This is a genomic window from Kyrpidia sp. (assembly GCF_023512215.1).
Lineage (GTDB): Bacteria > Bacillota > Bacilli > Kyrpidiales > Kyrpidiaceae > Kyrpidia > Kyrpidia spormannii.
On record NZ_JAILZZ010000045.1, the window covers coordinates 1 to 25,577 of the forward strand.

25 protein-coding genes and 2 pseudogenes are annotated in these 25,577 nt (G+C 56.9%); 6 read left to right on the forward strand and 21 right to left on the reverse strand.

Annotation, left to right across the window (positions count from 1 at the left end; genetic code table 11):
• Window positions 1–323 precede the first annotated feature (323 nt).
• Together K6T64_RS13215 and K6T64_RS13220 are read left to right on the forward strand one after the other, a co-directional pair.
• Window positions 324–953 carry a class I SAM-dependent methyltransferase gene (locus tag K6T64_RS13215; protein ID WP_288010647.1) on the forward strand — a complete coding sequence of 210 codons (630 nt, stop codon included), beginning with the start codon at window positions 324–326 and terminating at the stop codon, window positions 951–953.
• 723 nt (window positions 954–1,676) lie between these two features.
• Entirely contained in the window at window positions 1,677–2,681 is a 1,005-nt protein-coding gene (locus K6T64_RS13220; RefSeq protein WP_288010648.1) for an HD domain-containing phosphohydrolase, read from the forward strand.
• Between the two features lie 213 nt (window positions 2,682–2,894).
• Here the strand turns inward: K6T64_RS13220 and K6T64_RS17035 are convergent.
• The 5 genes and pseudogenes from K6T64_RS17035 to merA form a co-directional block, all read right to left on the reverse strand.
• Window positions 2,895–3,005, reverse strand: a pseudogene (locus K6T64_RS17035) (hypothetical protein); the annotation flags it as partial.
• 52 nt (window positions 3,006–3,057) lie between these two features.
• Complete coding sequence (locus K6T64_RS13225) at window positions 3,058–4,230, reverse strand: methyltransferase domain-containing protein (protein WP_288010649.1); 1,173 nt, start codon at window positions 4,228–4,230, stop codon at window positions 3,058–3,060.
• A 391-nt stretch (window positions 4,231–4,621) separates the two neighbouring features.
• Entirely contained in the window at window positions 4,622–4,768 is a 147-nt protein-coding gene (locus K6T64_RS13230) for a hypothetical protein (RefSeq protein ID WP_288010670.1), read from the reverse strand.
• Between the two features lie 250 nt (window positions 4,769–5,018).
• Window positions 5,019–5,678: a haloacid dehalogenase type II gene (locus K6T64_RS13235; protein ID WP_288010650.1), complete on the reverse strand. Its 660-nt coding sequence runs from the start codon at window positions 5,676–5,678 to the stop codon at window positions 5,019–5,021.
• A 77-nt stretch (window positions 5,679–5,755) separates the two neighbouring features.
• Complete coding sequence (gene merA, locus K6T64_RS13240; RefSeq protein ID WP_288010651.1) at window positions 5,756–7,414, reverse strand: mercury(II) reductase; 1,659 nt, start codon at window positions 7,412–7,414, stop codon at window positions 5,756–5,758.
• Between the two features lie 365 nt (window positions 7,415–7,779).
• Here merA and K6T64_RS17040 point away from each other — a divergent pair.
• Window positions 7,780–8,069: pseudogene (locus K6T64_RS17040) on the forward strand (IS256 family transposase); the annotation flags it as partial.
• A gap of 586 nt (window positions 8,070–8,655) precedes the next feature.
• On the opposite strand, the gene K6T64_RS13255 reads toward K6T64_RS17040, so the two are convergent.
• A complete protein-coding gene (locus K6T64_RS13255) occupies window positions 8,656–8,916 on the reverse strand; it encodes a hypothetical protein (protein WP_288010653.1) in 261 nt (86 codons plus the stop codon).
• An 879-nt stretch (window positions 8,917–9,795) separates the two neighbouring features.
• Window positions 9,796–10,005, reverse strand: a complete 210-nt coding sequence (locus tag K6T64_RS13260; RefSeq protein WP_288010654.1) for a nucleotidyltransferase family protein — start codon at window positions 10,003–10,005, stop codon at window positions 9,796–9,798.
• Window positions 10,006–10,589: 584 nt separating this feature from the next.
• Here K6T64_RS13260 and K6T64_RS13265 point away from each other — a divergent pair.
• Both K6T64_RS13265 and K6T64_RS13270 read left to right on the forward strand, forming a co-directional pair.
• Window positions 10,590–10,802, forward strand: a complete 213-nt coding sequence (locus tag K6T64_RS13265; RefSeq protein ID WP_288010655.1) for a hypothetical protein — start codon at window positions 10,590–10,592, stop codon at window positions 10,800–10,802.
• 210 nt (window positions 10,803–11,012) lie between these two features.
• Entirely contained in the window at window positions 11,013–11,450 is a 438-nt protein-coding gene (locus K6T64_RS13270) for a MaoC/PaaZ C-terminal domain-containing protein (RefSeq protein ID WP_288010656.1), read from the forward strand.
• Between the two features lie 220 nt (window positions 11,451–11,670).
• Here the strand turns inward: K6T64_RS13270 and K6T64_RS13275 are convergent, their stop codons facing one another.
• From K6T64_RS13275 to K6T64_RS13305, 7 genes are all read right to left on the reverse strand, one after another.
• Window positions 11,671–12,246 (reverse strand): group II intron maturase-specific domain-containing protein, encoded by a 576-nt coding sequence (locus K6T64_RS13275; RefSeq protein WP_288010657.1) that lies wholly within the window; start codon window positions 12,244–12,246, stop codon window positions 11,671–11,673.
• A gap of 7 nt (window positions 12,247–12,253) precedes the next feature.
• Window positions 12,254–13,120, reverse strand: coding sequence for a polysaccharide deacetylase family protein (locus tag K6T64_RS13280; protein WP_288010658.1), 867 nt, complete (start codon window positions 13,118–13,120; stop codon window positions 12,254–12,256).
• Window positions 13,121–13,195: 75 nt separating this feature from the next.
• On the reverse strand, window positions 13,196–13,744 hold the full coding sequence (locus K6T64_RS13285; RefSeq protein ID WP_288010659.1) for an SDR family NAD(P)-dependent oxidoreductase: 549 nt from the start codon (window positions 13,742–13,744) through the stop codon (window positions 13,196–13,198).
• 26 nt (window positions 13,745–13,770) lie between these two features.
• Window positions 13,771–15,081 (reverse strand): MFS transporter, encoded by a 1,311-nt coding sequence (locus K6T64_RS13290; RefSeq protein WP_100667377.1) that lies wholly within the window; start codon window positions 15,079–15,081, stop codon window positions 13,771–13,773.
• An 86-nt stretch (window positions 15,082–15,167) separates the two neighbouring features.
• Window positions 15,168–15,737: a ketopantoate reductase family protein gene (locus K6T64_RS13295; protein WP_288010660.1), complete on the reverse strand. Its 570-nt coding sequence runs from the start codon at window positions 15,735–15,737 to the stop codon at window positions 15,168–15,170.
• On the reverse strand, window positions 15,734–17,500 hold the full coding sequence (locus K6T64_RS13300) for a M28 family peptidase (RefSeq protein WP_483306148.1): 1,767 nt from the start codon (window positions 17,498–17,500) through the stop codon (window positions 15,734–15,736). Before K6T64_RS13300 ends, K6T64_RS13295 begins: the two co-directional genes overlap by 4 nt.
• Before the next feature lie 22 nt (window positions 17,501–17,522).
• Window positions 17,523–18,308: an SDR family NAD(P)-dependent oxidoreductase gene (locus K6T64_RS13305; RefSeq protein ID WP_288010662.1), complete on the reverse strand. Its 786-nt coding sequence runs from the start codon at window positions 18,306–18,308 to the stop codon at window positions 17,523–17,525.
• Between the two features lie 385 nt (window positions 18,309–18,693).
• On the opposite strand from K6T64_RS13305, the gene K6T64_RS13310 reads away from it, so the two are divergent.
• Window positions 18,694–19,818 (forward strand): M20 family metallopeptidase, encoded by a 1,125-nt coding sequence (locus K6T64_RS13310; protein ID WP_288010663.1) that lies wholly within the window; start codon window positions 18,694–18,696, stop codon window positions 19,816–19,818.
• A gap of 82 nt (window positions 19,819–19,900) precedes the next feature.
• On the opposite strand, the gene K6T64_RS13315 is transcribed toward K6T64_RS13310, so the two are convergent.
• The 7 genes from K6T64_RS13315 to K6T64_RS13340 all read right to left on the reverse strand — a co-directional run.
• A complete protein-coding gene (locus K6T64_RS13315) occupies window positions 19,901–21,937 on the reverse strand; it encodes a sigma-54 interaction domain-containing protein (RefSeq protein ID WP_288010664.1) in 2,037 nt (678 codons plus the stop codon).
• A gap of 8 nt (window positions 21,938–21,945) precedes the next feature.
• Window positions 21,946–22,587, reverse strand: a complete 642-nt coding sequence (locus tag K6T64_RS13320; protein ID WP_288010665.1) for an RNA polymerase sigma factor — start codon at window positions 22,585–22,587, stop codon at window positions 21,946–21,948.
• Between the two features lie 167 nt (window positions 22,588–22,754).
• The gene (locus tag K6T64_RS13325) at window positions 22,755–23,012 is read right to left on the reverse strand and encodes a YhjD family protein (RefSeq protein ID WP_288010666.1); all 258 of its coding nucleotides are present in this window, start codon (window positions 23,010–23,012) and stop codon (window positions 22,755–22,757) included.
• Window positions 23,013–23,533: 521 nt separating this feature from the next.
• A complete protein-coding gene (locus K6T64_RS16905) occupies window positions 23,534–23,851 on the reverse strand; it encodes a nucleotidyl transferase AbiEii/AbiGii toxin family protein (RefSeq protein ID WP_353737819.1) in 318 nt (105 codons plus the stop codon).
• Complete coding sequence (locus tag K6T64_RS13330) at window positions 23,811–24,131, reverse strand: DUF6922 domain-containing protein (protein WP_288010667.1); 321 nt, start codon at window positions 24,129–24,131, stop codon at window positions 23,811–23,813. The genes K6T64_RS16905 and K6T64_RS13330 overlap by 41 nt, the downstream gene beginning before the upstream one ends.
• A 79-nt stretch (window positions 24,132–24,210) precedes the next feature.
• Window positions 24,211–24,342 (reverse strand): phospholipase D-like domain-containing protein, encoded by a 132-nt coding sequence (locus tag K6T64_RS13335; RefSeq protein ID WP_288010668.1) that lies wholly within the window; start codon window positions 24,340–24,342, stop codon window positions 24,211–24,213.
• Window positions 24,343–24,492: 150 nt separating this feature from the next.
• On the reverse strand, window positions 24,493–25,577 hold a 1,085-nt coding region (locus tag K6T64_RS13340), incomplete at its 5' end, for an APC family permease (RefSeq protein ID WP_288010669.1).

Below are 25,577 nucleotides of genomic sequence, written 5' to 3' on the forward strand. Positions count from 1 at the left end.
AATATTAATATTTTTTTATATTAATGGCCCAAAAACCCCCCCCCCCCCCCCCCCCCGCACTATTTACATATATTTCCATATCGTGCGGCTCCGGAAAATGGTCGGAGGTTCCTCGCAAAGTAACTCGAGCCCTGGTCCCCATGAAAGTCCCTCCTGGACAATTCTTGTTTCTTATAGTTTCGTCGCCGCGGATAATATTTCCTTCAACAGCTCTCTTGCCGCCGTCCGATCAACCGCCGGAATATTGCCTGTGACTGGTCTCGACGCATGTGGTATCCTAGGCTTAAAAATCGAGCCCGTGAGCAGCGGAGGTGGGGAGGCATATGCCGGACCTTTCCGATACAATCCGGCGCCGGTATGATCGCATCGCGCCCCTGTTTGATAAGATGGATCGGATGGTGAAGGATAAATACCGGGCCGAACTCCTCGGCCAGGTTCGAGGTGAGGTGCTGGAAGTGGGCGTCGGAACCGGGGTGAATCTGCCACTTTATCCGGAAGGGCTCCACGTCACCGCTATCGATTTCAGCCCCCGCATGCTAAGATACGCAGAAGAGCGGGCAAAAAAAAGTCGGGCGAGGGTCCGCTTGCTTCACATGGACGTGCAACATCTACAATTTGAAGATGATACCTTTGACTCCGCGGTATCCACCTGTGTGTTTTGTTCCGTCCCCGACCCTGTGGCAGGCCTTCGCGAAATCCGACGGGTCCTCAAGCCGGAGGGGCGCCTGTACATGATCGAACACATGCTGAGCGACCACCTTCCCATCGCCCTCCTGCTCCATGTGCTGAATCCCCTCGTCGTCCGAATGGTGGGAGCCAACGTCAACCGCAAAACGATGGAAAATCTCCGATTGGCGGGTTTTTCTATCGATCGCGTGCGGTTTATTGGTTTTGTGGATGTTTTTCGGATGATCGTCGCCTCTCCAAACAAAGCCGATCAGGCTCATGAATAGCCATGAGCCCGTTCTGTCAACCTCGTATCCACACGAGCCTTTTTCGATGTCCCTTTTTTCCCCGAACCTTCAGCAAGAATCCCATCGGCGTGTTGAGTCCGACATGCCCATTATCTGGGTTATAACGTTCTGGACCCCTATCCGTGCCTGGAATACCTGTTCGAAGATCACAGCATGGCAAACTGCCCCGTCGGGTTCCCTGGCGGGGTTGCTTGTTGTTTTTTCGGACCGCCTTTGTCATCAATTGATGATCCAACTCCCGACTCCACTTATCAACAGAAACTTGCTCGACTAAAGAAAAAAGCGAGTCCTCGGACATATTACCTTTCTTCATGATTCCTTCTATAAATGTTCATCGATGCGCAGGGTGGCCCCTTGATTGACCGACGTTCTCACTATAGAGTAAGCGTGAAGTTGGATGTATGGACCAATTCTATACATCTTATATGATTGGAGGCAATGAAAAACTGTCCGGAATTGGGCGCTTGACGCCCGAATGCTCACGACACCAAGCAAATCCGCGAAACGGCGTCAACGGCGGCCGCACGCCGAAGGGACCAGCGCCGCCGCCCGGCGGTCACAGGAACGGTGGAACGGGCCGTCACCCTTTTTGGAGGAATCTTACCCACAGCGGCGTGTGCAAGAAAAAGTTTTTTTGCGGTTGCCCGGCAGGGACAGCGCATGATCTTGAAAGCAACAAGCATCTCAAGGCGGGGAAAACGAATGGCAACTTGGTATGATCCTTATCTGCTTCTCGGGGATCCAGTGATCGTCACCGACGCGGATCACCGAATTCTCACTGTGAACACCGCTTACGAAGAAGCAAGCGGCTATCGGCGCGAGGACATCATCGGCAAAGACGCGGGGTACATCAAATCCGGATTGACGCACCCTTCGGTATACCGGTCGATGAAAGAGTGCCTTGGAAACGCCCAAGTCTGGAAAGGCATCCTCACCAACCGCCGTCCGGACGGACGTCTCTGGAACTCTTCTTTGACCATCACACCCGTGCATCGTCCTGACGGACTCTATTATCTCGGCGTTTGTCGGGACGTTCAGGACATCACCTCACAGGACATTTCAGATTCCTACCAGCAGTTGTTTTTCCTGATCGCCGAAATTGCCGAAGCCGGGGATCCTTCGGTGGAACCCCACCTGTTCCGGGTGAGACACATTTCCACATTCTTGACCCGATGGCTGGGATGGCCGGAGATTCAGGCGACATGGGTGGGCACAGCCTCGGTCCTGCACGACGTGGGAAAACTGTACATTCCCAGGGAACTTCTGTTCAGGCCGGGTCCCTTGACCCACCAGGAACGGCGCCTGGTCGAGACACACACCACCATGGGGGCTGAACTCCTGATGCGCCTCAATGACAACATGGCCAAAATCTACGGATACAACGAAGCTTTGGTCATGGCCAAGGACATTGCCGAGTGCCACCACGAACATGTGGACGGCGGCGGCTATCCCAATGGCCTTCGGGGCGACGAAATCCCTGAAAGTGCGCGAATTGTGGCTGTCGCAGACGTGACGGACGCACTTTTGTCCCGTCGCCCGTATAAAACCCCTTGGAGCAGCTCAAGTGTCCAGGAGTACTTACGTGAAAAGCGCGGTCGGCAATTCGACCCCGCCATGGTCAATGTCCTTCTCGAGCACTGGGACGACGTCGAACAATTGTACAGTCAGAACGACAAGCGAGACAAGATATCTTCGAGTCCTATGTGAACCATCACCCGATGGTCGCATCATGAGGGGTAGAAGTTTTTCTATACCGCAGCCGCACATGCTTCGGACCGTGCATGGAAGCCAGGTCAGACGCCATCCATGCGGATCTGTCGGTTGCCACGCAAAAATACTGGCTCTGCGCCGTTTGCGGTGGGTTGAGCTGTGAATGGATTCAAGAGTTGGGATTAAGGGGAAAGCCTCCCTGCGATCGGCTTCTCCTCGTGTTTGCCATGTCTTGGATTGCTTGACCTGAGAAAAATACAGATGTATCTGCCGTCCCGGCGTCAACGCTTCGAAGGCCGTTTTCAGCACAGGCATCCTTTCCCTCAGAGAGGGAACTTTAGAAAGTTTACGCCGGAAACGCCCACCCCGAAACCTACTTTCGCACGATTGTCCGAATGAACTGACCAGGATGCATCTCGACAAGACTTTCGGGTGGATACTTTCGGCATACCTCCTCTCCTCTCTTGATGAGTTGCTGGACCATGTCATGACGCGCACGCCATGGAAGCGTTGCCATCTGTTCCTCAAAAACATCGACAATCCCCACAAAAAATTCCACGACCGTGCGCGGGGAAGTATAATGCATTTCCAAGTCGAGGCTTTGAAGATGGACAATCTCAAAGTGCGGCTCCATCGCCGATGGGACAGTATCAGGTCCGGGCAGATTGTCCTGATTCCTGGGCGTGCCTCCCGTCTTCAGCAATGGTGCAAACCACTCCAAGAAGAACTCATTCCGAGCGGGAAAATGCAATGGATGCAATGTGATCAATGACCCGCCGGGTTTTAACACCCTGGCGATCTCCCTCAACGCCTCGTCCATGTCAGTCAGGTGCAGAAAAGCGTATCCAATCACACTGTCAAACGTGTTCGCGGGAAAAGGCAGGCGTTCGGCCTTCCCATGGACGACTTCCACCCAATGGGCGTTGTAAGTTTCGCGTTTGCGCCTCACCGATGCCAACATACTTGTGGACGGATCAGTTGCGACCAGACGGCCATCGGGTCCAACCCTTTGGAACAACCCGGCCTCAAATGTCAGTGCACCGGTGCCGCAGCCCAATTCGAGCACTGCCATGCCAGGCTGAATGCCGCTGAGTTCAACCACCGTTTTCCTGTGCTCACATGCAGTTGGAGCAAGAGCTTCCATCATGGAAGCGATATCATCCACATGATTGAAATTATTGAGTCGAATCAGCCTGGACCGGGATGTGAAAAACCCGGATTCACGAAATATCCCTTCAATGTAACGCAACATTTCCTTGCCCCGAGAAGTGAGTCGCACAAGGTCGGCAGCAGTGTCGACTTCGACCGCCTCGGCAGAGACGGCGGCTTCAAGCTCCCCACTGAGCGTCTCCGTCCCCCAGGGTCTGTGCAAGTGTCCTCGGACAAAATCATTCGCTTGCATCGAGCCGTAGTACTCCAATGCTTGTAGGTCTTCATATATGACCGTCAGAAGGTAGAACGTCACAAAAACCTTTGGATCGGTTTGAGCGACAAAGTTTTCGGTTAACCTTTCTGCGACTTTTACCATTTCTTCGGCTACATTCAATTGGCCAAGCTCCAGATGACTCAAATACACCGCGGTGCTGGAAACCGTTTCTCGGTAAGCTTCCGCAACTCGGTTCCTGCTGATGGGATAACTCCCGGTAAGAGTGATCCGCCAGTCCGGACGCCAATGCAAATGCGCGAACCTCTCCGCAATCACCTCAATGTCACGCTGCAAATGGGTGGGGATTCGATTTTGTCCGTCCCCCCAAGTTAACCAAGGAGCAATGACAACGTCTTGCTTCATCATGTTTTTTGCGAAGTCGACAAATACATCCGAATTCTCCATGCCCCTCACCCCTATCATGTAAATGTCTTCGACAAAACGTGTCTCATTCCCCCCCATCCTCTCTCAGGGAACACCGCTCTGACATTTGAATGAGAAATGAGCCTGGCTATCGGTTCCGGTAGACCTTATCGGCCAACACAGCCTCCGGATAGCAGCTGTACCGGTCTCGATAGGCTTCGACCGCGGCCTGCAAGGTATGGCCTTCATGGAACCCGTCCCACCCGAGTTGTTCGATCCGTGCGTACCCATCCACCAGGCGATCACCACTTCTGCGCGATTCATCTCGCGTTCACTTCGTGAAGCGCATGTGGAAAGCGAACGCGAGTCGAGCCCGGTCGGATTCCGCCCACTCATGCAGACCAAACCCATGCAAAAGCCGGGAACATCGTCTCATTTCGGCTTAATCGAAACCCAACCTTGAAAAGTCCGTCCTTCGACTATCCTATTCTCCTCAGGCACATTTCTTCTCACACACAGGTTCAAAATTTGTACTCTCCATCAACTCAGGAAACTGTGTCCACAAGCTCGAGAAGGTTCCGTACAACGTAATCTGGCCGCACTCCCAACTCTTCATGCGGTTTACCTTGTCGATTGACCCATGCGACAGTGAATCCAAATGCTTTTCCCCCGGCTACATCCCAACCGTTCGACGAGACAAACAGAATTTGCTCTTTGACTACCCCTAATGTCGAAACCGCCAATTCATACACCCGTGGATCCGGTTTGTACGTTTGCAACTCGTCAACACTGAGAATATCGTTAAAATACGTCCGAAGTCCAGTATTCCGAACCACGGTTTCGAGCATGTTCGTAGTCCCATTCGACAAAATCGCCAACTTGTATGGCTGAAAAGCCTTAAGAGCCTGTGGCACTTCGGAATAATGTTCGAGTCGAAGGTAGACATTCAATAGCCTTTCAACAATGGTATTGTCGAACTTCAACTTCAGTTGATGGAGCGTATACTTCAATGCATCTCGATTAACTTCTTCGAAGTTTGCGTACTGACGCATCAAGGCACGCAGCCAAGTGTATTCAAGCTGTTTCTGTCGCCAAATTTGGCTGATTTGCTCACCGTATCCAGGAAAGGAATCCTCGCATGCATCTACCACGGAATGCACATCAAACAACGTACCATAGGCGTCGAATACAACTGCTTCGATCACCCGAATCCCTCCTTAAGACACTGTGTCGTTGCTAATGTTACCATATTTTTACATTCAACGTCGATGATAGTGTTCCATCATCCAGCGCAGCACGACAGCTTGGACACGTCTTTGTCGAACGTGAGGGCCGCCAGTTTGAGTCCCTCTGCCGTGGTGAGATACGGTGCCATGGTGTTCCGCAGATCCTCAATGGTCAGGCCAAACTTTACAGCAAGAACCGCCGAATAGATGACTTCACCAGCGTTTTCTGCCACGACATGCGCACCGAGAATCTTCCCCGCGTTCGCATCCGCCACAAGTTTGAACACACCTGTTGTCTCGCGATTGACAAGCGCCCTTGGAACGGCATTCAGAGGCAATACCGATGTAATCACCTCGTATCCAGCAGACCTGGCCTGCTCTTCCGTGAGCCCGACTGTCGCGATGGCCGGATTCGTAAACGTCACAGCCGGGACAACAGTCAGATCGACTTGATGACTGCCGCCACCAACCGCATTTTCGGCTGCCACCCATCCCTCATACGCCGCCACGTAGACAAATTGCGGTCCCATTGTGACGTCGCCAGCAGCGTAGATGCGGGGATTGGTCGTCCGCAGGTATTCGTCCACGAGAACCTCGCCACGGTTGCCGACCTTCACGTTTGCAGCCTCGAGATTGAGTGCATCCGTGTTGGGAGTGCGTCCCGCGGCAACAAGAAGCTGCTCGGCCTCAATGATCCGCTCCTTCCCTTCCACCGTAATGTGGACTCGCTTGATGTCGCCCTCCTGCTCAACGCGTTGGAACAAGGCGCCCGGGATCAGTTGAATGCCTTGTTCAGTCAAAGCCTGTGTGACAGCTTCCGAAATTTCGGGATCGAAATGTTTGAGGATCCGATTGCTTCGCTGGACAAGCGTCACTTCGGTGCCAAGGTTATGGAAAAGCTGGCCCAGCTCCATTGCGATATAGCCGGAACCGATCACCGCAAGACGTTTTGGCACTTCCTGAAGCTCCAGTGCCGTGGTGCTTGTGAGATAGTCCACGTCTTTGAGTCCCGGAATATCCGGAACTGCCGGCGAAGCTCCTGTGGCAATAAGAAAGTTCCGGGCCGTGATCGGTCGCCCACCCACTTCTACCGTCCCTTCATTCACGAATCGGGCCTCTCCCCGGATGAGTTCAAAACCATAATCATCGATTAGATCAATATACTTGTGCTGGCGCAGTTCCTCGACGAGCTCGTTCTTCTGAGCGATCAATGCCTTCAAGTCCACTGGCCCGGCGTATGTTTGCAGTCCGGCAAATGAATGCTTTCCTGCCAGACGTTTGATCTCTCCAGCGCGCAGCAGGGTTTTCGACGGCACGCAACCGATGTTCACGCAGGTTCCACCAATGGTGCCGCGTTCGATCATGCCCACCTTCGCACCGCGAGAAACGGCTTGGATCGCTGCCGAGAATGCGGCACCACCGGATCCGATGATAAGAAGATCATACTCGTCGCCACCGGTCCCATCGAGTTCCGAACCGCTTGCCATACGATTGAGAATCTCTGCGTCACCGGGTTCATAACCGATGTCGGTTACTGCTCGTTTTGCCGCCTCAATACCGGGCGCATCATCAACCTCAAATATCGCCTCTCCACGGCAAAAGTTGACGGATATCCTCTCAGCCCCAGCACTATCCAGGGCTTTGTGCACGTGTTCCGCGCAACCTGTACAAGTCATTCCTCGCACAGCAAGTCGTACCCGCAATTTATCACTCACGAATTCGGAACCCCTCTCTGTCGCAAAACTATGGAATCCAACTGACACACGGCAACCAGTAAAAAACCAGATAGATACCCGTAGCCAGAGTAATGAAGCAACTGGAGTTGTCCCGGGTTTCGTGGAAATTTGAAGGTGGCGGTCTCCTGAGCCCGTTTGGTATAACGGGATTGGGAACAACAAAGAAAGGAGAGCGCCACCTACAAGATCAAGAGTACACCAGATTGTCCTGAAAAACCAGAAGCAATTTTCCAGACTCGATGCTTCCGAGCATTTGGCCATTCAGCTATCCCCGTTGGATTGTGATGGAATCGACCAAAGAAGGGCTGATGGCTTTGGCGGTGCAAACGGGACTTCGAGTCATTCAGAAACAGAGAGACTGGGGCAAGCGGCAACTGCGGGAGGCCTGGCGTCAGGATACCGAGAAAGAGGGGGCTGGCGGCCCTGCGGCGATTGGCGGCGCAGCTTGAGAAGGCGCATCCAGGGGCTGCAACCAGCATGCGGAAAGAATGGAAGAGACCGTGACCGTGATCCGAGTGCGATTGAATCGGCACATGAATAGGTGCGCATGGGGAGTCGGTACGTGAAGCGCAGGCAGAATGGGGAACAGGTGCTGCGTTGGGCTGCCGCTGGTTTTCTCGAGGCGGAATTGAAGAAAAAAGCCGCCACGAAAATCTACGAGGAGCGGGACAAGGCCCCGGCAATAATCGAGTGGACTATGGCCTTGTATTTGAGCCAACGTCAAGTTAATATGGTAGCGAACAACTATAACTAGGGAGAATAGGCATTACCAAGCAGAACGGGGGAGCACTATGGAATGGTTGCTTATTATTGTAATAGGTCTACAAATCATTCAAATACAAATGTTACGAAAGTATCTTATGAGTATCGAAAAGTTCCTACGTGATATCCATAGCAAACCCTGAGACGAATGCTAAAATTCTGCGGATCGCTGGCTGTTGGGTTGGTATTGACTCTCACACTCTGGTTGTTGCGGCCAAGTGTGGGAGGTTTTTTGTCGAAAAAACGTTCATGACACGCTTCAATATGAAGGCCCATTTTTCGCATATCAAAGGCAATTTATCATGAATGAGGCATCGGCTTCTAGTCACACCTCCGGAGGTTAGGTGATATACTACAACCTAACTACCCAATTAGAACTAAAAATGTGAAGAAGCCGATATTATGCAGAAGATCACAAAGCTTGTAGGTCTCGACGCATTCAGCTTCACAGCCACCCCTCACGGAGCCGTTGCCGCGAACTCGTCCTCGCTCGGGTAGGGTTCCGCGTCCACTTTCCGGGCGTGCTCTGCCAATGGCTCGACGGTCAATCCCCGTTGTTTCCACGACACCACCGCTTCGGCCAGGCGGTACGCCGACTCGTGCTCCAGGATGGTGACAAGAAACCTTTCGTATTCACGAATCCATTCCATGGCTTGTTGAAAAGCAACCGAGGGGTGCATTTTGACCATGCACTCAGCGATATAGGTTTCGGCTCCCATAGATTTTCACCCCTCTTCCGGGCCGAAATATTCGATCTTTTCTATCTGTAGTATAGCACGGGCTAGTTCCGGATTGCAAAAGGCGATTTGCGTTCCCAGTTGTGCCTCAGTCAACCGTCGGCCATCCTGGGTGCTAGTGATAAAAGCACGAATTTTTCAACGCTCCCTTCCATGGACTTGTACTGTCGTTCTTTGAATCTCCTGAACCACGTTGCAACCGAATTGTCCGCAAGAGGTCCAACCACAATGTCCGCATGCCTGTTCTGGTACAGATCCTCGCACAATTCCAGCCGATGGTATAACACATATCTGGCCCATTCTGCCCCACGCTCTTGAAAGCACCCGACGCCTTGGAGAGTGCTTTCGGATCTACTCGCAACGCCAAAACAGCCCCCATACCAGCAAACAAATCAGTCCATTGCGAATCGTTTGGTCCGCCGCTTCTTTGATTGTTCCATGATGCAGCCTGCTCGGAATGGAAAACAAACGAATCATCCCCCTCTCTCCAACAGAGAGCGAGTTATACCCCTATCGGTTAAGATTTTTTTGCGTCGGTTGAAATGGCATCTATTCGCCAAAATACGGATATTAAAGGAACTCGCTCCGCCGGGCCTTGCACCAGAGCCTCTGACGAGGTGGGAGCTCGTCAGAAGCCAGGCATTAAAACATCAATGCCTACGACCAACCCGACGATGCTCAGGACCACCGAGAGGAACGCCAGTACAACCATGACCAGGCGATATTCACGAGGTTCGATAGCTTAGCCTCCTTTCGGGAAACTTCCCGGCGGAGGCGAGCGTTTTTCTAATCCACCATCACCATTCTACCATACATCGCCCTTTTCCTGATAATCGGGAGAGGGCGATTGTTTTTGCCTCTTCACAACTCCACCGCCTCGCCCATCACGACAGCCCGAATCTCCGGGCGCAAGGAATCCTCGGCCACCACATGCGCCGGACATCCGAGCAAGTCCCCAAGGTCCTCCTGAAGGCCCGCCAAATCAAATAACGACACGTCCTTCTCGAACCGTACCAAAAAATCCACGCCGCTGAACTCGTCCACCTCGCCCCGGACCACCGAGCCGAACACCCGGACGTCCGCGGCGATATTGCCGCGCTATAGCGAGAACTTCCGGTTTCAGTTCACGCAGCCGTTCCAGAGTCACCTTGCGGTGCGGCAAGCCATCGTCCGCCACGTCATCCCCCGCCATCAAGGCTTCGCAAAACCGCTTCACCTTAAGCAAGTCCTTTATAGGCAACCGGTCCACAAGCGCATGTAACTCGGCCCGAGCTGTCTGCATTGGTTAGCACCTCCCAAGCAGTTGTGTAAGCATTCTGCTGACTTACGCTCGCCCAACAGCACTTTGGAGCGTCGCGGGATTTTCAAATTGATTCAATTTGCAAAACGGTGTATCATTCCATTCACAGGTGGTCCCATGCGCAAAATTCAACGAGCTATCCAGTTCGATCCCGACGTTCTCGTCTTTGACGCGGAATTCATCAGCGCAAAATTCGCGATCCCGCACGAGCCTTGAAGCGCGACTCTTGGGACTATTTTAGTCCCGAGTGGAAGAGAGGGATCATGGACAAATGGAAACGGGAAATCAAAACCTTTCATGAACAAATCTGGATTTGCCAGATGGAAATCCAACGCCGACAGCGAAAGAAGCCAGATTGATCTTACAGCAGTGGATCTCCGATCTGCTGGAAGAAGCCCGGCACCACCGCGACGTGGCCAGGCGGCATCCCGAGGACAAGTTCGAGTCTGGAATCGCGTTCGCGTACTACGACATCCTAACCAGGTCGAAAAACGCTGCCATCAGACTGGACTTCGATCCGAAGACCGTGGGTCTTGAAATCGACTTGGACCGCGAGTTTTTGCCCTGACGAGGCTCAGGATTGCACGCGCCTCCCACCCGGAAAGCGGTCGTTTTTGTCAAGTGTCGGTACAGTAATCGCTTCACAGGATAGCCGTCGGTACAATTGTCACGCAAATGTCGGTGAGAAAAACACCGCCAAATAAGCTCAGCGCTTACACCACAGCCGTCAAAATAGAGATGCTTCATTCTTGTAATTGGAGGGAGGAACTGCGAACTTATGTATTTTGAGGAGTTTTTCGTTGGCCAGCACTTCAAGCTAAATCCCATCATCTTAACCTCACAGGAAATCTACGAATTCGCTCATCGCTATGACCCGCAGCCCATACATATTGATCCTGAGTTTGCGAAAAATGGGATTTTCAAAGGGATCATCGCCTCCGGATTTCACACGTTGAGTATGGTTTGGAGTGAGTGGATCCGAACCAATCGATTCGGAACAGAAATCATCGGCGGTACCGGGCTGGACTTTGTACAGTGGACAGCGCCAGTTCGACCAGGCGATACGTTATACGCGGACGTTGAAGTAACCGAGACATTACCTTCATCCAAAGGAAATAGAGGATTGGTTGCCCTTAAATTTACTGTTACGAATCAAAAGGATGAAACTGTTCTTGTGACGCAGGGACGAGTCTATCTGAAGCGCAAGGGTGATTAACAGGTGATCACCCGAAAAGGTCTTTGACCACTTGGGCATTCATTGCCTGGCGCAGTATCCACAACGCCCTTCCCCTGACGTCCTTGGCGGTTCCCTACTCGATCGCTACACAAGCGATGCTCCGGGTATAATGGCCCCAAGAAACTGGACATCGAGTAGGAGGGGGCGGCCAGCCCCCGTCCTCTCACACCGCCGAACTTGCAGGTCCGCATCCGGAGGTTCACCAAGCTTGACGGAGCCTTCGGTAACGTTCGGTTAAACTCATCAAGCCTTGGGCTGCCGGTAGGCGTTGCCCAGGGCCCTGTTTATCGGCCCGTGTGCCATTCGCCATGGCCCTTTGCGGGCGTTGGCGAATGGGTGCACCACCCACTCCGGCAATCCCAGTGCACAGTTCACGATATCGCGTCCGTACCCGGTTCCACTGTTTCCAGAGACACATCCGCAGCCTCCGCCGTATCCATCCTTCGATTTCTTCGAAGGTGCTCGGCGTTTCCGCCAGGGCAAAGTACCCCATCCAGCCGCCCAGATACGTGTTCAGCCGTCGGATTCGTTCCTCCATGGCGATCGGTGTGTTCCTCGCCGTGAGGGCTCGTATGAGGTTCTTGTTCATCGGGCCGAGGGTTTGCCTCCAGCTTCCTTCGCATGCCACCTCGCGATGGACACTCTTGCTCTTAGCTAACGGTGTGTCGCCAAGCCCCGTTCGGGACTTCCACCATAGAGACACCGCCCATGCCGGGCGTACCAATAAACCGGGCACCCGCCTGAGATGCCCGGTCAATTCTTCCAGGGACGTCACGTTTTCCTCAAAACTCCAGTGGCTCCGGCGCCGGCGACTGGCGAACAGGAAGTTCCTGCTGGGCGAGCCTCTCCAGCGCCCAGTCCGTGACCCTGTCGAGTGTGGTCCACCACACGCCGGGGTACTGACGGATGTGCCGGATGATCCGCTCCACGACAGCCATGTACGCCCAGCGGCCGCTGATGAACGGGTGGAGTGTCAGAACGTAGCACCCACCAGAGGCGTAGTAGCCGTCGAATTCAGTGCTCCAGAGGCGAAACACCGCGTCAGGATCGGCAATGGCCTTGTCCCGGTTGGCGCGGGAGTGGCTCCAGTGCTCGGCGTCATCGAGCAGCCAGTGGATGGGGATCTCGATGAGTTGCCCGGCGGGCGTCTCAAGCGCATAGGGTTTCTCGTCGTCCATCAGACTGGAGTCGGACAGGACGCCGTGGCGCACGAGAAGTTCGGGGGTCCAGCGGTTGAGCTCCCACGACGGGGCGCGGAAGATACGGGGTACGGAGCCGGTGAGCTCGCGAAAGATCTGCTGCGAGTGAACGAGGATTTCCTCCTCTTCCTCTAGCGTCAGCACTTCCAGACTGTGATGCAGGTGGCCGTGCAGACCGAGAGCATGCCCGTCCTTCTGGACCGCCTCGACGACGTCGGGGTGAAGCTTGGCGGTGTAAGTCGGGATGTAGAACGTGCCGGGGATGTCGTATTTGCGAAGTAGGTCAAGCACCTTCCAGATGCCCACCTGCGGACCGTACAGTCTCTGGTGCAGTTCGCTCAGCTGATTGCGGGCCCGGTCCGGAAACCGGACGTATTGCGCGGACTCCCCGTCCACATCCCAACTCAGGCAAACCGCCACGCGTGCTCCGTTGGGCCATGGTGCTGACATCTTTCTCATCCTCCTCGAGTTTTTGGGGTTGGGGCCTGACCGCAGCGAAGCCCTTCAAACTTTAGCACATCGCGCTCAAGCGTGCGCCTCCGGCAACTCGAACTCTCCCGCCGCGCTGCCACCGTCGACGACGAGGGTGGCGCCGGTGATGTAGGCGGCGTGATCAGAACACAGGTACAGGACGGCCGCACCCACGTCATCAGCGTTCGACGGGCGGCCAAGCGGGATCCGGCGCAACATCGTTGCGATATATTCGTCGGACAGCGCGTTCACCTCGCTACCCGGCGCAAGGCCGGGGCTCCCCGCGTTGACACGGATGCCCAGCGGTGCGAGCTCGAGGGCAAAAGCCCGCGTCAACATCGCCAGTCCTGCCTTGGAGACTGCGTAAGGGCCGCCGCCTGGCCGAGGGCGGTGCGCGGATTTGGAGACGATGTTCACGAAACATCCAGTCACCTGCCGCGCTTGCATCAGGCGCGCAAAGGCTTGCGTAAGGAGAAACGGCGCGGTCAGGTTGACGGCCATCACCTCCGACCACTCCGCTGCGTCCACATCGAGCAGCCGCCGGCTCGGGTAGATGCCGGCGTTGTTGATCACGATGTCCGGCGCGCCCCACTGCCTCTCCACCGCCGCCCTTCACAACCACTTCGGATTCAGTTCAGCTCCTCACGGTAACGATCCTTGAGACCGAGCAACACGAGGAACGTGATGACGGCGCAAATGACCACGTACCAAGTCGGAGACAGCTTGTTGCCCGAAACTGAGATCAGGTAGGTCGCGATGAACGGCGCCGTGCCGCCGAAAAGCGCCACACCGATGTTGTAGCCGACGGACAGGGAGCTGTTGCGCACCCGCGTTGGGAAGATCTCCGCCAGCGCGGCCGGACCGGGAGCAGCGAAGAACGACTCGAATAGCGCGAGGATCAACTGCGGCAGAAGGATCATGAAGAAGCTGCCGCGGTTGATGAGCAGGAACATCGGATACGACAGGATGGCGAATCCCGCACACGAGAGCAGAAGCAGCGGCTTACGCCCAATTTTGTCGGACAGGGCACCGACGAAAGGAATGAGCAGGATGAAGAACGTTAGGATGATAACGTTCGACAGCATCGCGGCCCCGAACGACATGTGAACGACCGTCTTGACGTACGTCGGCAGATAGGTGAACGTGATGTAATAAGACACGGTCCAGGAGATGGTGAAGCCGATGGCCTGCAGGACCTGCAGCGGGTGCTTGGTCACCATTTCCTTCAGCGGCTGTTTGGCGACGTTCTCCATCTGCTCCGCCTGGATGAACTTCGGCGTATCCTCCATCTTCATCCGCAGGTACAGACCCACCAAACCGAGCACGATGCCAATGAGGAACGCCACGCGCCACCCCCACGACTCCAGTGCAGTCGCCGGCAAGGAGAGGATGAGCAACGTGGACACGAGCGATCCCGACAACAACCCCGCCCCGGTGCTAAATTGCTGCCAACTGCCGTAAAATCCGCGGCGGTTGCGCGGCGCGTACTCGACCAGGAACGATGTCGAACTTCCCCACTCGGCGCCAGCCGAGAAGCCCTGGATCAGGCGCGCGATAACGAGCAGAATGGGTGCAGCCACGCCAATCTGTTCATAGGTCGGGATGACGCCAATCACGAACGTGCCGATGGCCATGAGGATGACGGCGAGGGCCAGCGCCTTGCGGCGACCCACGCGGTCACCGTACGGCCCGAACACCAGCGAACCCAGCGGCCGCATCACGAAGCCGAGCGCGAACACCAAAAACGTTGAAAGAAGCGACGCGACAGGGTCCTGGGATGGGAAAAAATGTTTGGAAATCACTGACGCGAAAAATCCGTAGATGGACCAGTCGTACCATTCCATGACGTTGCCGATGGAGCCGGCGATGATGGCCTTGCGCACCGCTCTCCCCTGCTGCAACGGGACATCTCCCGCGTTTACGCCCAGCACGGTTGACATCTTTCAGCCTGCCTCCTTCGTGTATCGTTTGAGTTCCTCCAAGTTGATCAAGGACAGTGGCCGCTGACCGGTTTCTGCCGCGCGGATCATATCGAGCAGCCGTTCAACCGCATCTCGTGTCGAGCCGGCGACCTTCCTGAATCACCGGCCCCAGATGCCACGGGACTTCCGTCTTCCCCCCGCGGACCGTCAAGCTCGCCGATGAAAAGGCTCCCCATGCCGCCGTATTCCACCACGCCCGGTTCGAAGCAATCCGCAAACAGGTTGACGAACGCGCCCACCGTGCGCTCCGGCTCGACGTAACGGGCGATGACGTCCTCGCACAGGCCGTTTTGCAGCAAGACCACGCAGGCCGTCTCCGGTAGACGATGGGAGAACGGGGCCACCGCATCCTCCGTATGCTGCGCCTTCACCGCGAGCAGCACCGCGTCCACGTCGTCCAGCGGCGTGGCCTCCGCCGCGAACGCGTCACTGGAGAGCGCATCCACGGGGATGTTAAACGTCTCCGACGCAGTACGGATGGAGAGACCCTGCTCCCGCAGCGCCCGCACGTGATCCGGATCCTTATCCACAAACAGCACCCGTTGTTCGGCCCGGGACAGATAGCCGCCGATCACGCCGCCAATCGCACCTGCACCCACCACGAGGAAGTTCATTCGCTCGCTCCCTCCTCCTGCCGCCGCGCATTCGTCAGTACGTCGGACCATTCGTCCGCCAGGCGGATGGCCTCCTTGAGCGTGTGGCATACCTCGTTCGAGCGACGGCGCAGCGCCGTTTGCAGCGCCCTGTGGCGGAGCGTGCCCGGCGCTTCGGCCGCCAGCCGATCGATGTCCGCCAGCTTCGGCAAGGGCGACTGAGACAGGGCGAGGTCGTGATCGAACGGGCTGCCCTTCACGTAGTTGAGCGGCACAAGCAGGCGGCACATCCGCATGATCAGGCGGTTGCAGGTTTCGCGCGCGGCGGGGTCTTGCAGGTCCGGCATCTGTGCATCGATAGCCCGCAGCCGCTGTGTCAATTCGCGCGCACGGCGGATAGCCTCCGACAAATCCAGGTGTTCCCCGGCGCGGCTCTGCCAGCGCATCAGCGCGGACTCGACATCCAACGCCGCCTTTGAGCAGGTGATGGGCAGCAACGGATCGGTCAAAAAGCGCCAGATCACCAGCAGATAGATCTGCGTATCGCGCACGAGCAGATCCGGGTCAATCTTGTCCAGGGTGTCTTCCGTCGTGTGCCACCACCAACCGAAACCGCCCGTGTTGCCGCCGCCGAAGAGCTCAGCGAAGGCGCGCGCGGCGGGATCATCGGAGGCTGGTTGCTCCGACAGGCCCATGAACAGCGAGGGGACGCCGGGACCCCAGAACGACTGATCGCCGGATCGACCGTAGCGGGTGCCAACGAAGGACTGACCGGTGAGCGCCTCGATAACCTCGGCCGCCAGCGGCTTCGTTTCGGCCATCGCGTTTGCCTCGCTCAGCACGGTGGCGCCACGGCCGCCCACGGAATCGACGTTGATGTGTACCATGCAGTGCTCATGCAGCTCCTCCCAATGCGTATCGCAGTACCACGCGGATCCCGCATAACGGCCGTGGGAGTGCCCGGACCAGAAGGCGAGCCGAAGTGATCTGCGCAACTCGTACCGATGCGCCGCAACCACCCGCGCAACCTCCACCATGAGTGCGTTAGCGCTGGCGTTGTCCATCGCCCCGTAGTGCCACGAGTCGATATGGCCACTGAACAGGACAAAGTCCTCCGGCGTCTCGCGGCCGTTAATTTCCGCGGTGAGCACGGGGATGGGCCGAATGCCCGTGTCCACAACGGTCGTCATGACGCATTCCGCCGTACCGCCGCGCATCAGCTCGCGAATCCGCTCTCCCCCGTGCCGCGTCACCGATACCACCGGAATCGTCGGCAGTCTGTCCAGCGTCTCCGGCGTGGGATGGCCCCAGACGGGCGAGACAATCATCTCGTACGTCAAGTCCCCATTGACAAACACCATGCCCGCTGCGCCGCATTCCATCGCACGCACCACGAGGCCCGGCACCGCCAACCCGTCGGTCAACCCGACGCGCCCGGCAAGGATGTCTGCGGACCAGCGGTCGGGCGGCAACGGGGCGAGATCAACCAGGGATGCCTGAAGGTCCTGCACCGACGCGCTCATCGAGTGCGTGATACAGTCCACGGCTTCCCCGTTCACCTCGAGCGACGCGCGGATCGGCAGGCTGATGTACGCATCCGTTGACATCCGCTTCGTCGTAAAGCCCAGCCGCTCCAATTCGGCTTGCACCTCATCGAAGGCCCTGGCCTCCTCCGCTGATCCGGACAGCCGCACCTCGCGGACCAAACGCCGGTTCCACTCGACGAGCCGGACCCGGTCAACGGCGGCGATGAGCTCACGCTCTGATTTGTCGATAGATCTCACCGGCATCGCCTCCTTTGAAGCCTCAGATTCTGTCCAACACGCTCTGCATCTGCAGTTGAAAGGACGGGAACGTCTGGCCCGCGGTGTAACCCCCGTCGACAAACAGCGCCTGGCCCGTCACGTAGCCGCAGACCGCGTCGTCCGCCAGCATCCGTACCACATTCGCGATCTCGCCCGGCTCCGCCGCCCGCTGCATCGGTACCTTGGCGACCTTTTCCACATGCTCCTGCGTGAGCACGGGCGTGACGAGGCTGGCGAGTAGCGTGTCGGTCTCGACGAGGCCCGGACATACGGCGTTGACACGAATCCGGTACGGTGCCCACTCAAGCGCAAGCACTCGCGTGAGCATCACCAATCCGGCCTTGGACGCCGCGTAGTGCGCCACGCCGGGGCGCGCCGTGTGAGCCGCGGTGGAGGCGATGTTCACGATGGACCCCGTGATATTCGCCTGGATCATTCGCCCGGCCAGCTCACGGCAGAGGAGAAACGGCACCTTCAGGTTCAGGTCCAGCACCGCATCCCAGGCGCTCTCATCTATCACGAGGGCGGGGCTCGACGGATAGATGCCGGCACAGTTGACGAGGATGTGAACGGGCCCTTGCTGCCACAGGTCCTCCACCAAATGAGGAAGACGGTCAGTCTGATAGAGATCGAAGGCCACATCCGTGATATCAGATTCGGCTTCCTCCTGGACGCGCCTGTCCACGCTCGTCACGTCAGCACCCGCTGCCGCGAACGTTCGCGCGATGGCCCGCCCGATACCGCCATTGCCCCCGGTCACCAGCACGCGCTTGCCTTCGAGTGCCATTGCATCTTCACCCCCTTGAGTGTCTGTCACATGCGCGGCTCCAATTGCACGCCGGTATCCTGATCACGCTAGCAAGAGAAATGCCAAAGAGCCACGTTGCTGCGAAAAATAGAAATGGAGCGGTTTGTGGCTGGCAGACGTTCTGTCGAAGCTACCCACCGCACAGCTGTGTGGAGGATCACGGCTGAGCTCCAAAGTTTAGGTTTCATTTTGGGTTTTCTTTTGGGTTGATTCAGGCGATTAGGAACGTCTCCAGCCGCCGACCCGTCATCATCAGTACGGTCATCCTTGGTGACCGCGGCGTCATGAGGGCATGACACAATGGTTGGCACTCTTCTTGCTAGCCATTCTCTGCGTGGAGTCCAATGCGAGGAGTGGTCAGAGGGTGTCCGACATCCATGAATACCTGCAATCCCAGCAGCAACGGATGATATCTTGCATCGAAGCGCTCGTCCGCACGGAGTCCCCCACTTATGATAAGCAGCGCGTCGATGCGTGCGGCAAGGTCCTGGCCGAACAGTTCCGGGAGCACCTCGGCATTACACCGGAGGTGTACCGGCAGGATCAGGTTGGCAATCACATGAAATTCACTTTTGGCAAAGGTGAGGAGCAGGTGCTCATCGTGGGCCATTTCGATACTGTGTGGGAACCGGGGCGGCTGGCTTACCGTGTGGAAGAGAACAGGATCTACGGACCCGGCATCCTCGACATGAAGGCCGGACTGGTGCAGGCTCTGTGGGCCGCAAAAGCCCTGCGTGAGCTGGGGCTGCCGGTGAACAAGCGGATCGTCTTCCTCTGCAATTCGGACGAGGAGGTCGGCAGCATCACGTCACGCGCGCTCATCGAAGAGGAGGCGAAAAGGAGCAAGGCGGTGTTTGTCGTGGAGGCCGCCCAGGCGGTGACCGGTGCATTGAAGACCGCGCGCAAAGGTGTATCCATCTACAAAGTCCGCGTCCGCGGGCGCGCTGCACACGCGGGCAATCACCACGAGGACGGCATCAGCGCTGTACGCGAGCTGGCGCGGTTGGTGGAGTATTTGGAGAGTCTGACGGATTACGATCGCGGTACCACGGTCAACGTCGGCGTCGTGCACGGCGGCACCCGCAGCAACGTGGTTCCCGAGGGGGCCGAGGCCGACGTGGACGTCCGCACCGTGACGTGGGATGAAGCGGACAGAATCCATCGCATCATGGAAGACCTAAAGCCGAGCCGCCCTGGCCTGAGCGTCACCGTCAGCGGAGGAATCAACCGCCCGCCGATGGAACGCACGGAAAAAACCGGGCAACTGTTCCGTCTGGCTCAGGACATCGCTCGCGAACTCGGTTTGCCGCTGCAGGAGGCGATGGTCGGCGGAGGCAGTGACGGTAACTTCACCGCCGCGGTCGGCGCGCCGACACTCGACGGTCTCGGCGCCGTGGGAGACGGGCCGCATGCCGAACACGAGCACATCCTCATCCCCTATATCACGCAGCGCGCGGCCCTGCTTGCGCATCTGCTCGAACGCGTTTGACTTTCCCACACGTCACCGGAGGGCGCGCTCCATTCGCGCTCTCCGACTTGCCCCGGGCAAAACCGGTTTGCCCTGTCGCGGCTCACCCCGTGTGACCTCGGCGCAGAACTTCCAGCACCTTCACACCCTTTTCCGTTAAGGCGGAGCCCTGCCGGCGGGTGCCCGTCCGGATGAGACCCAGGTTTCGCAACACCTCCATGCGGTGCCGAACTTGCGACTCACTCAGATGGACGGGGTATCCCTGAATGAAAGACGCGACAAAGCTACGTCCAACGGACTTCATACCGATCTCGCTCGCCCGCGACAGCGCTTCGAGGACGGCGGTGAACTGATCCAAGTCCCCGGATGTCCGCAGTGCGTCCACCATATCGTCTTCATCGTCAACATCGTCCGCCACATGTTCACGGAACTGCGGCGGCAAATCCTCTTCCCCGATCTCGCTGGCCTCGCACACGGTTACCATGTATTGGACCACGGACTCCAGCTCCCGAACGTTGCCCGGCCAGTCATAGTGCTGAAGACGACACATGACCGCGTCCGCCACGCGAATGCGGCGTCCACCGTAACGGATCAGGAAATGCTCCACGAGCAGCGGGATGTCCTCGCGCCGCTCGCGCAGCGGCGGAATGTATACCGGAAGTACGAACAGGCGGTAATACAGGTCCTCACGGAATTTGCCTTCGCGGATCAGTTGTTTGAGGTCCCGGTTCGTCGCGGCCACAATCCGGACATCCACCGGGATCATCCGGTCTCCACCGATGCGCATTACCTGCCGCTCCTGCAGCACGCGCAACAACAACGCCTGGATGCTGAACGGTGCATCGCCAATCTCGTCCAAAAACAACGTGCCGTTGTGCGCCAATTCGAACAACCCCGGCTTCCCGCCGCGGCGCGCGCCGGTGAACGCGCCCTCTTCGTAGCCGAACAGCTCGCTCTCAGCCAGTGTGGCAGGCAGCCCTGCGAAATTCACCGGCAAAAACGGTCCTTCTCTGCGCGCCGACAACTGGTGGATGGTATGCGCGATGAGTTCCTTGCCCGTCCCGCTCTCCCCCAAAATCAGGACCGTCCTGTCGGTACGCGCTATCTTCTCCACCACCTCCAGCACCTTGACCATCGACGGGCTTTGCGCCACGATGTGTTGCGTGGAGTAACGCGGCAACAATCCCTTGCTCTGTACCTTCCGGCGGAAATCCTGCTCCAGCTTCTGCAGGCGAGTCACATCCTGGAACGCGAGCACGGACCCGATATCCCCCTCACTTACATCCGTCCGGCTGATTACAAGAAACGACTCGTGGAAGGCGTAGATGTTCTCCTCCGACGTGATGTCGGTCAGCTCCGGGAAGGACGGCACCACATCCCATAAGCGGCGTCCGACAAGCGACTCCGTCCCCGGGTCCAACCCCAGAATGCGGTGCGCCGCGCGGTTCGCCTGTACGACTCTGCCGTCCTCCGCAAGCGCCACGAGACCCTCGTGGACCGTTTGGAAGATGGCATCCATCTGCCGGTTCAACATCCGCTCCACGCGAAGGGACTCCGACAGGTGAAGAGAAAGCTGAACAATCTGGCGAATATACGTCGACGAATAAAGCTGTGAGTTGCGGAACGGAATATCCAGGCGAAACGCGATCTCTAGCAGCGTGGTATAGTCGATGGGACGCAGCCCGATGTCCACCACCCTGTCCACGGCCGGCGGAACATATGCTCGACCTGTGGCCGCCACCAAGGCCACTTCAATCCCGTCTGGCATCGGTGCGCCCGGATCATACGGATAGAGCCGTAAGTCCAGCCCCAAGTTCTCAAGGGATGCCACGGTCTCCAATGCCGTGTCGTAGCTGTTGTTTACCACCAGGCAACGCGTCCCCGGCGGTAGTTGCACGAGATTTGTCACCTTTGTCAGGTCCACCGTTCTTCGCGCCACGATAGTGCGTTCCTCCGGGAGGCCGTGTTCCCTCAGTGCCTCCCGATACGAACAGAGTGCAAGGTCAGCCTCCACACGAACACCAAGTTCCGCCGCATCGAGTAGTTCGATTGCATCGGAAAACATGTCATGCAGCTGGCGGCAAAAAAGCTCATATACCTCGTGGCTTCGGGTCACGAGCAAAAGACAGGGTCTCGGCATGGGCCGGATCAACTCCTTGTTTGACAGGAACCTCTGGATGCAGAACTAACAATCCGCACCGCTCGCACCACCGTCGTCATTTTCGTTTCGGCAGTACATATTCTATAATGGACCCAAGAAAATGGACAACAAAGAAGGGAAGGCCGAGACTTCCGAAGTTGTTTCAGTGCTCTGTGAATTCTGGACTTCACCGTACCCACGGGCATGCCCGTGATATCGGATATGTCCTGGATGGTGAAATCCTCCCCGTAACGCATCGCGAGCAGGTGTCTGTCCATCTCGGGCAGTGTAGCCAGCAATCCCTCAATGTCCAGCTTGTCATCAATCCGTTCGTAAGATTGGTCCATTTCAAGCACCGGCGTGTCATGTTCCAAACCACTCTCCCGGTTGGATCTCACTCGTTTCTGGTGATTGAGGAACACATTCCAAAGAATCTTGAAGAACCAGGTGTGCGAGCTCTCCGCGATCCTCGTCCTTGATTGCCAAGTCCGCAGGAACGCCTCCTGGACCACATCTTCGGCCATTTGGCGATTGCGCGTCCAACGAAACGCAAGACGCAGTGCCCGCGGCCCCACCTCCTCCGCAAAACGCGTGAGACTATCCTCATCTTCAATCGCGGCATTCTGCGATCTGTTGGCGTGCCGTTTCACCGCCCGCCCCCCTTCGTACTGTTCTATAATCATAAGACCACCGGCAAGCTGAAACGGTTGCACACCGATTCCTGTTCAGGCCCAACAGTGTCAAGGGCAGACAGGCCTCCTTCACCACGAACCCGTCCCTTTGCCGGATTGTTCGTTGAATCATCCCTACACCCAAGTCATTTTGGGGTCTCGCCCAGCCACCGGTGGAACACTCCTTCCACTTCCGCATGAAGCATGGGCGTCATGAACAAGGCTTCGTAGTGGCGTCCGTTCACCTTGTACCACACCCGGACATCCAAGGACCGGCGCTCGATCTCGATGATGGTGACGCCCTGGCTTCGCAGTTCCTGCTTCACGACCCGCATCTGCCGAGAGAGTTCCTCCTGCAGGTATTCGATTTGAAGCATGTTACGGATCAGTGCGGTAGGGCGCATCGGGGCCGCCTCCATAACAAACATGTGTTTTCTTTGCGTATTGTATGCCCGGTGAGCGCTCCGATTCAACCGGATGTTTTCACCAAAAATTACAGGCGATAAAAGTGCCGGATCCCGAGGCTACGCCGGAACCCGGCTTAGAAAAAACTCAGCCCCCTTGGGTTTCCAAGGGGGCATAGCCTCATGCTCCTGTACGGAGCAAGGGTCGAAACTGTCCAAGAGCCTCATGCCTAATGGCATGGGTGAAATAATCACAGCTACCCGTCAATGATCCCGCTTCGTTCCATGGTTTTTCCCGCCGCACCCACACCGGCAGGATGAAACAGGCGCCTTCGAGGTTTGGCAACGGGTGGTACACGTCGCGGTACCCGACGGCGAATTTGGAGGCTCTTTTTCGGTCTTCCCATCACCCGGCGCGAATGTTTGGTGGGCCATTTCTCCAACAGCGCTCTGCAGTTCTTTCATCAGTGTATTGAAGTCACAGGGGACATGAAGTAGACGAACCACCGAGCCCTTATCTTTCAAGTCTTCCGTATAGACCAGTTGTTGCAAAAAAGCCTTGGTAGAAAATAGTCGTTCCCACCAAAATGCTGTTCCAGTCTGTTCATAACCGCCTGGGCGTTAAGTTTGTTGTTCGCATTTTTCGTGAAAAAGTCAAGATCCTCCGAAACCCGGTGTCCCAATTGCAGTGCTAGGGCCGTCCCACCAGACAAATAGAAACTCCGAAACAGTCCCGTTTTGCGAAGCTCTTTCAGGGTTTCGCCGGTTTTCAAGTCAATTCGATCCCAATACAATCCCCTACACCCCCGGAACCTTCCGCGTGGGCCTCCAGCGCTCACCCTTTTTGAGCGGTGGAATCGGCTTGCCCCAAAGCGCGATTGACCAAAAATTCGCCACCGGACGGGCCAACTCCTGATTGCCTTCCAGGTCTTCGCGCAAGACTTGCTCAAACCGTTCACGTCCGTACGTTAGGGCCGCCCACTCAACCTGTTCCCACGTGCCGGCCTGCATGACAGTGTGGATCACGAATTTCCAGTCTCGTTCCGGGTCTATACTTTCTGGAACGTAATTGTGGAACAACGGCCAGAGGAATTCCGGGAGTTTCCGGGGAATGGCCATCCTGAGCACCTTCTTTCCAAACCGCATACACCTTTTCACACATCGTACCACTGGCCAGCGGCCACAAAGCCTGATTCCTTCACCACTCTTTGAAATTCCCGCCGTCATTCCACATCCGCTCGAACCGCTCGTCCCAGGCTTTGGCCATCGCCGGGTCCCGGATCACCACCAATACCTCATCGTTGTCCGTACTGGCAGAATCATGTCCCAACCACTTAATTTTCCGGATAATACGTCCGACAATTGCTGACGACCAGTTCCCACCCACATCCACTGGTCAGCATACAGCGACAACCATTCAGGGGAACACACGTTGCCATCACCACGCCGTCCGATTTTCTGCGAATGTAATTGGCGCTGATTAGGCTTTAGACCTGCTAGAATGGGCATCTTCCCGCGTACTCGCCGCTACCGGTCGACTCCCCGTCTGTCGCCTTCTTCGCAAAGCAACCAGGCCCGTCAATGCGCCGACCGCCGCCAATGTCGCAGGATACAGACAGGCCCATCCGCTGAATGGATACAGCCCCACACACACTGCGAAGGAAATCGCCGCCATGGGCCGGCCCGGATCCCCTTTCGGCAACAACTTCAGGGCCGCAGCCATGGTCACAGTGTAAAGGACAAGAAAAGCCACACCTGGCCAGAGCATGAAGTTTCCGAGATTGGGACGAAAGACGACACAGAAGGACAATACAGCAGCAAACGCCGTACCCAACCCTACCAAAGCAGCCCGGGGCGTTCGGCTAACGGGATGCAGGACTGCAAAGACCCTTGGAAAATCCCCCTCCCGCGCCCGGGCGTACACCATCCTGGAAAAGCCAGCGATATTGGTATGAATGGTACCGAAGCTGATGAACAAAGCCAATCCGGCCGTAACATCTCCCGCCAGGTGCCCGAATCCTCTGGCCACCAACTGGCGCAAGGGCGTCAGCCCTCCCCCCTGGCCGTACGCACCCGTTCCTACGGTGACAAGAGCTGTCGCCGTGTAGAGGGCACCGACGATCAGCGCTGCCAGGACGAGACTGAGCGGAACATCCCGTTGCGGCTGACGAAACTCCTCAGCCAGATGGGCTACCACCTCCCAGCCTACGAAGCACCAGAACACCAGGAGGCCCGCGGTCCCGACGTGCAACCACCCCCGTGGAGCAAAGAGGCGAAAGTCAGAAATCTCCATATATGGCAGAGACAATACAACCGCCCCGCCGAGCAGCAAGGCGATCAATCCTACGACCCCCATTTGTACCCGGCTGGACAACTCCACCCCCCCGGCGTTGAGCCAAAGGGACACTCCCAAGAGAAGGGCCGCCAATCCCGTGACGGCCACCGGAGGCATTGGAATAACGCTCGCGACATACTGGGCGCCGACCAGAGCAACCAGCGGCGCTCCAACTGGTACGGTGCCAAGAAACATCCATCCCGTCACCCGTCCCGCGATTGGTCCAAAGG

Bases quoted from the DNA above. Each gene is read 5' to 3' on its own strand.
- K6T64_RS13280 (WP_288010658.1), bottom strand. From the start codon at position 13,120: ATGTCAGCACCATGGCCCAACGGAGCACGCGTGGCGGTTTGCCTGAGT.
- K6T64_RS13325 (WP_288010666.1), bottom strand. From the start codon at position 23,012: ATGCGCCCTACCGCACTGATCCGTAACATGCTTCAAATCGAATACCTG.
- K6T64_RS13295 (WP_288010660.1), bottom strand. From the start codon at position 15,737: ATGAACTTCCTCGTGGTGGGTGCAGGTGCGATTGGCGGCGTGATCGGC.
- K6T64_RS13270 (WP_288010656.1), top strand. From the start codon at position 11,013: ATGTATTTTGAGGAGTTTTTCGTTGGCCAGCACTTCAAGCTAAATCCC.
- K6T64_RS13330 (WP_288010667.1), bottom strand. From the start codon at position 24,131: ATGGCCATTCCCCGGAAACTCCCGGAATTCCTCTGGCCGTTGTTCCAC.
- K6T64_RS13305 (WP_288010662.1), bottom strand. From the start codon at position 18,308: ATGGCACTCGAAGGCAAGCGCGTGCTGGTGACCGGGGGCAATGGCGGT.
- K6T64_RS13255 (WP_288010653.1), bottom strand. From the start codon at position 8,916: ATGGGAGCCGAAACCTATATCGCTGAGTGCATGGTCAAAATGCACCCC.
- K6T64_RS13315 (WP_288010664.1), bottom strand. From the start codon at position 21,937: ATGCCGAGACCCTGTCTTTTGCTCGTGACCCGAAGCCACGAGGTATAT.
- K6T64_RS13215 (WP_288010647.1), top strand. From the start codon at position 324: ATGCCGGACCTTTCCGATACAATCCGGCGCCGGTATGATCGCATCGCG.
- K6T64_RS13220 (WP_288010648.1), top strand. From the start codon at position 1,677: ATGGCAACTTGGTATGATCCTTATCTGCTTCTCGGGGATCCAGTGATC.
- K6T64_RS13290 (WP_100667377.1), bottom strand. From the start codon at position 15,081: ATGTCAACCGTGCTGGGCGTAAACGCGGGAGATGTCCCGTTGCAGCAG.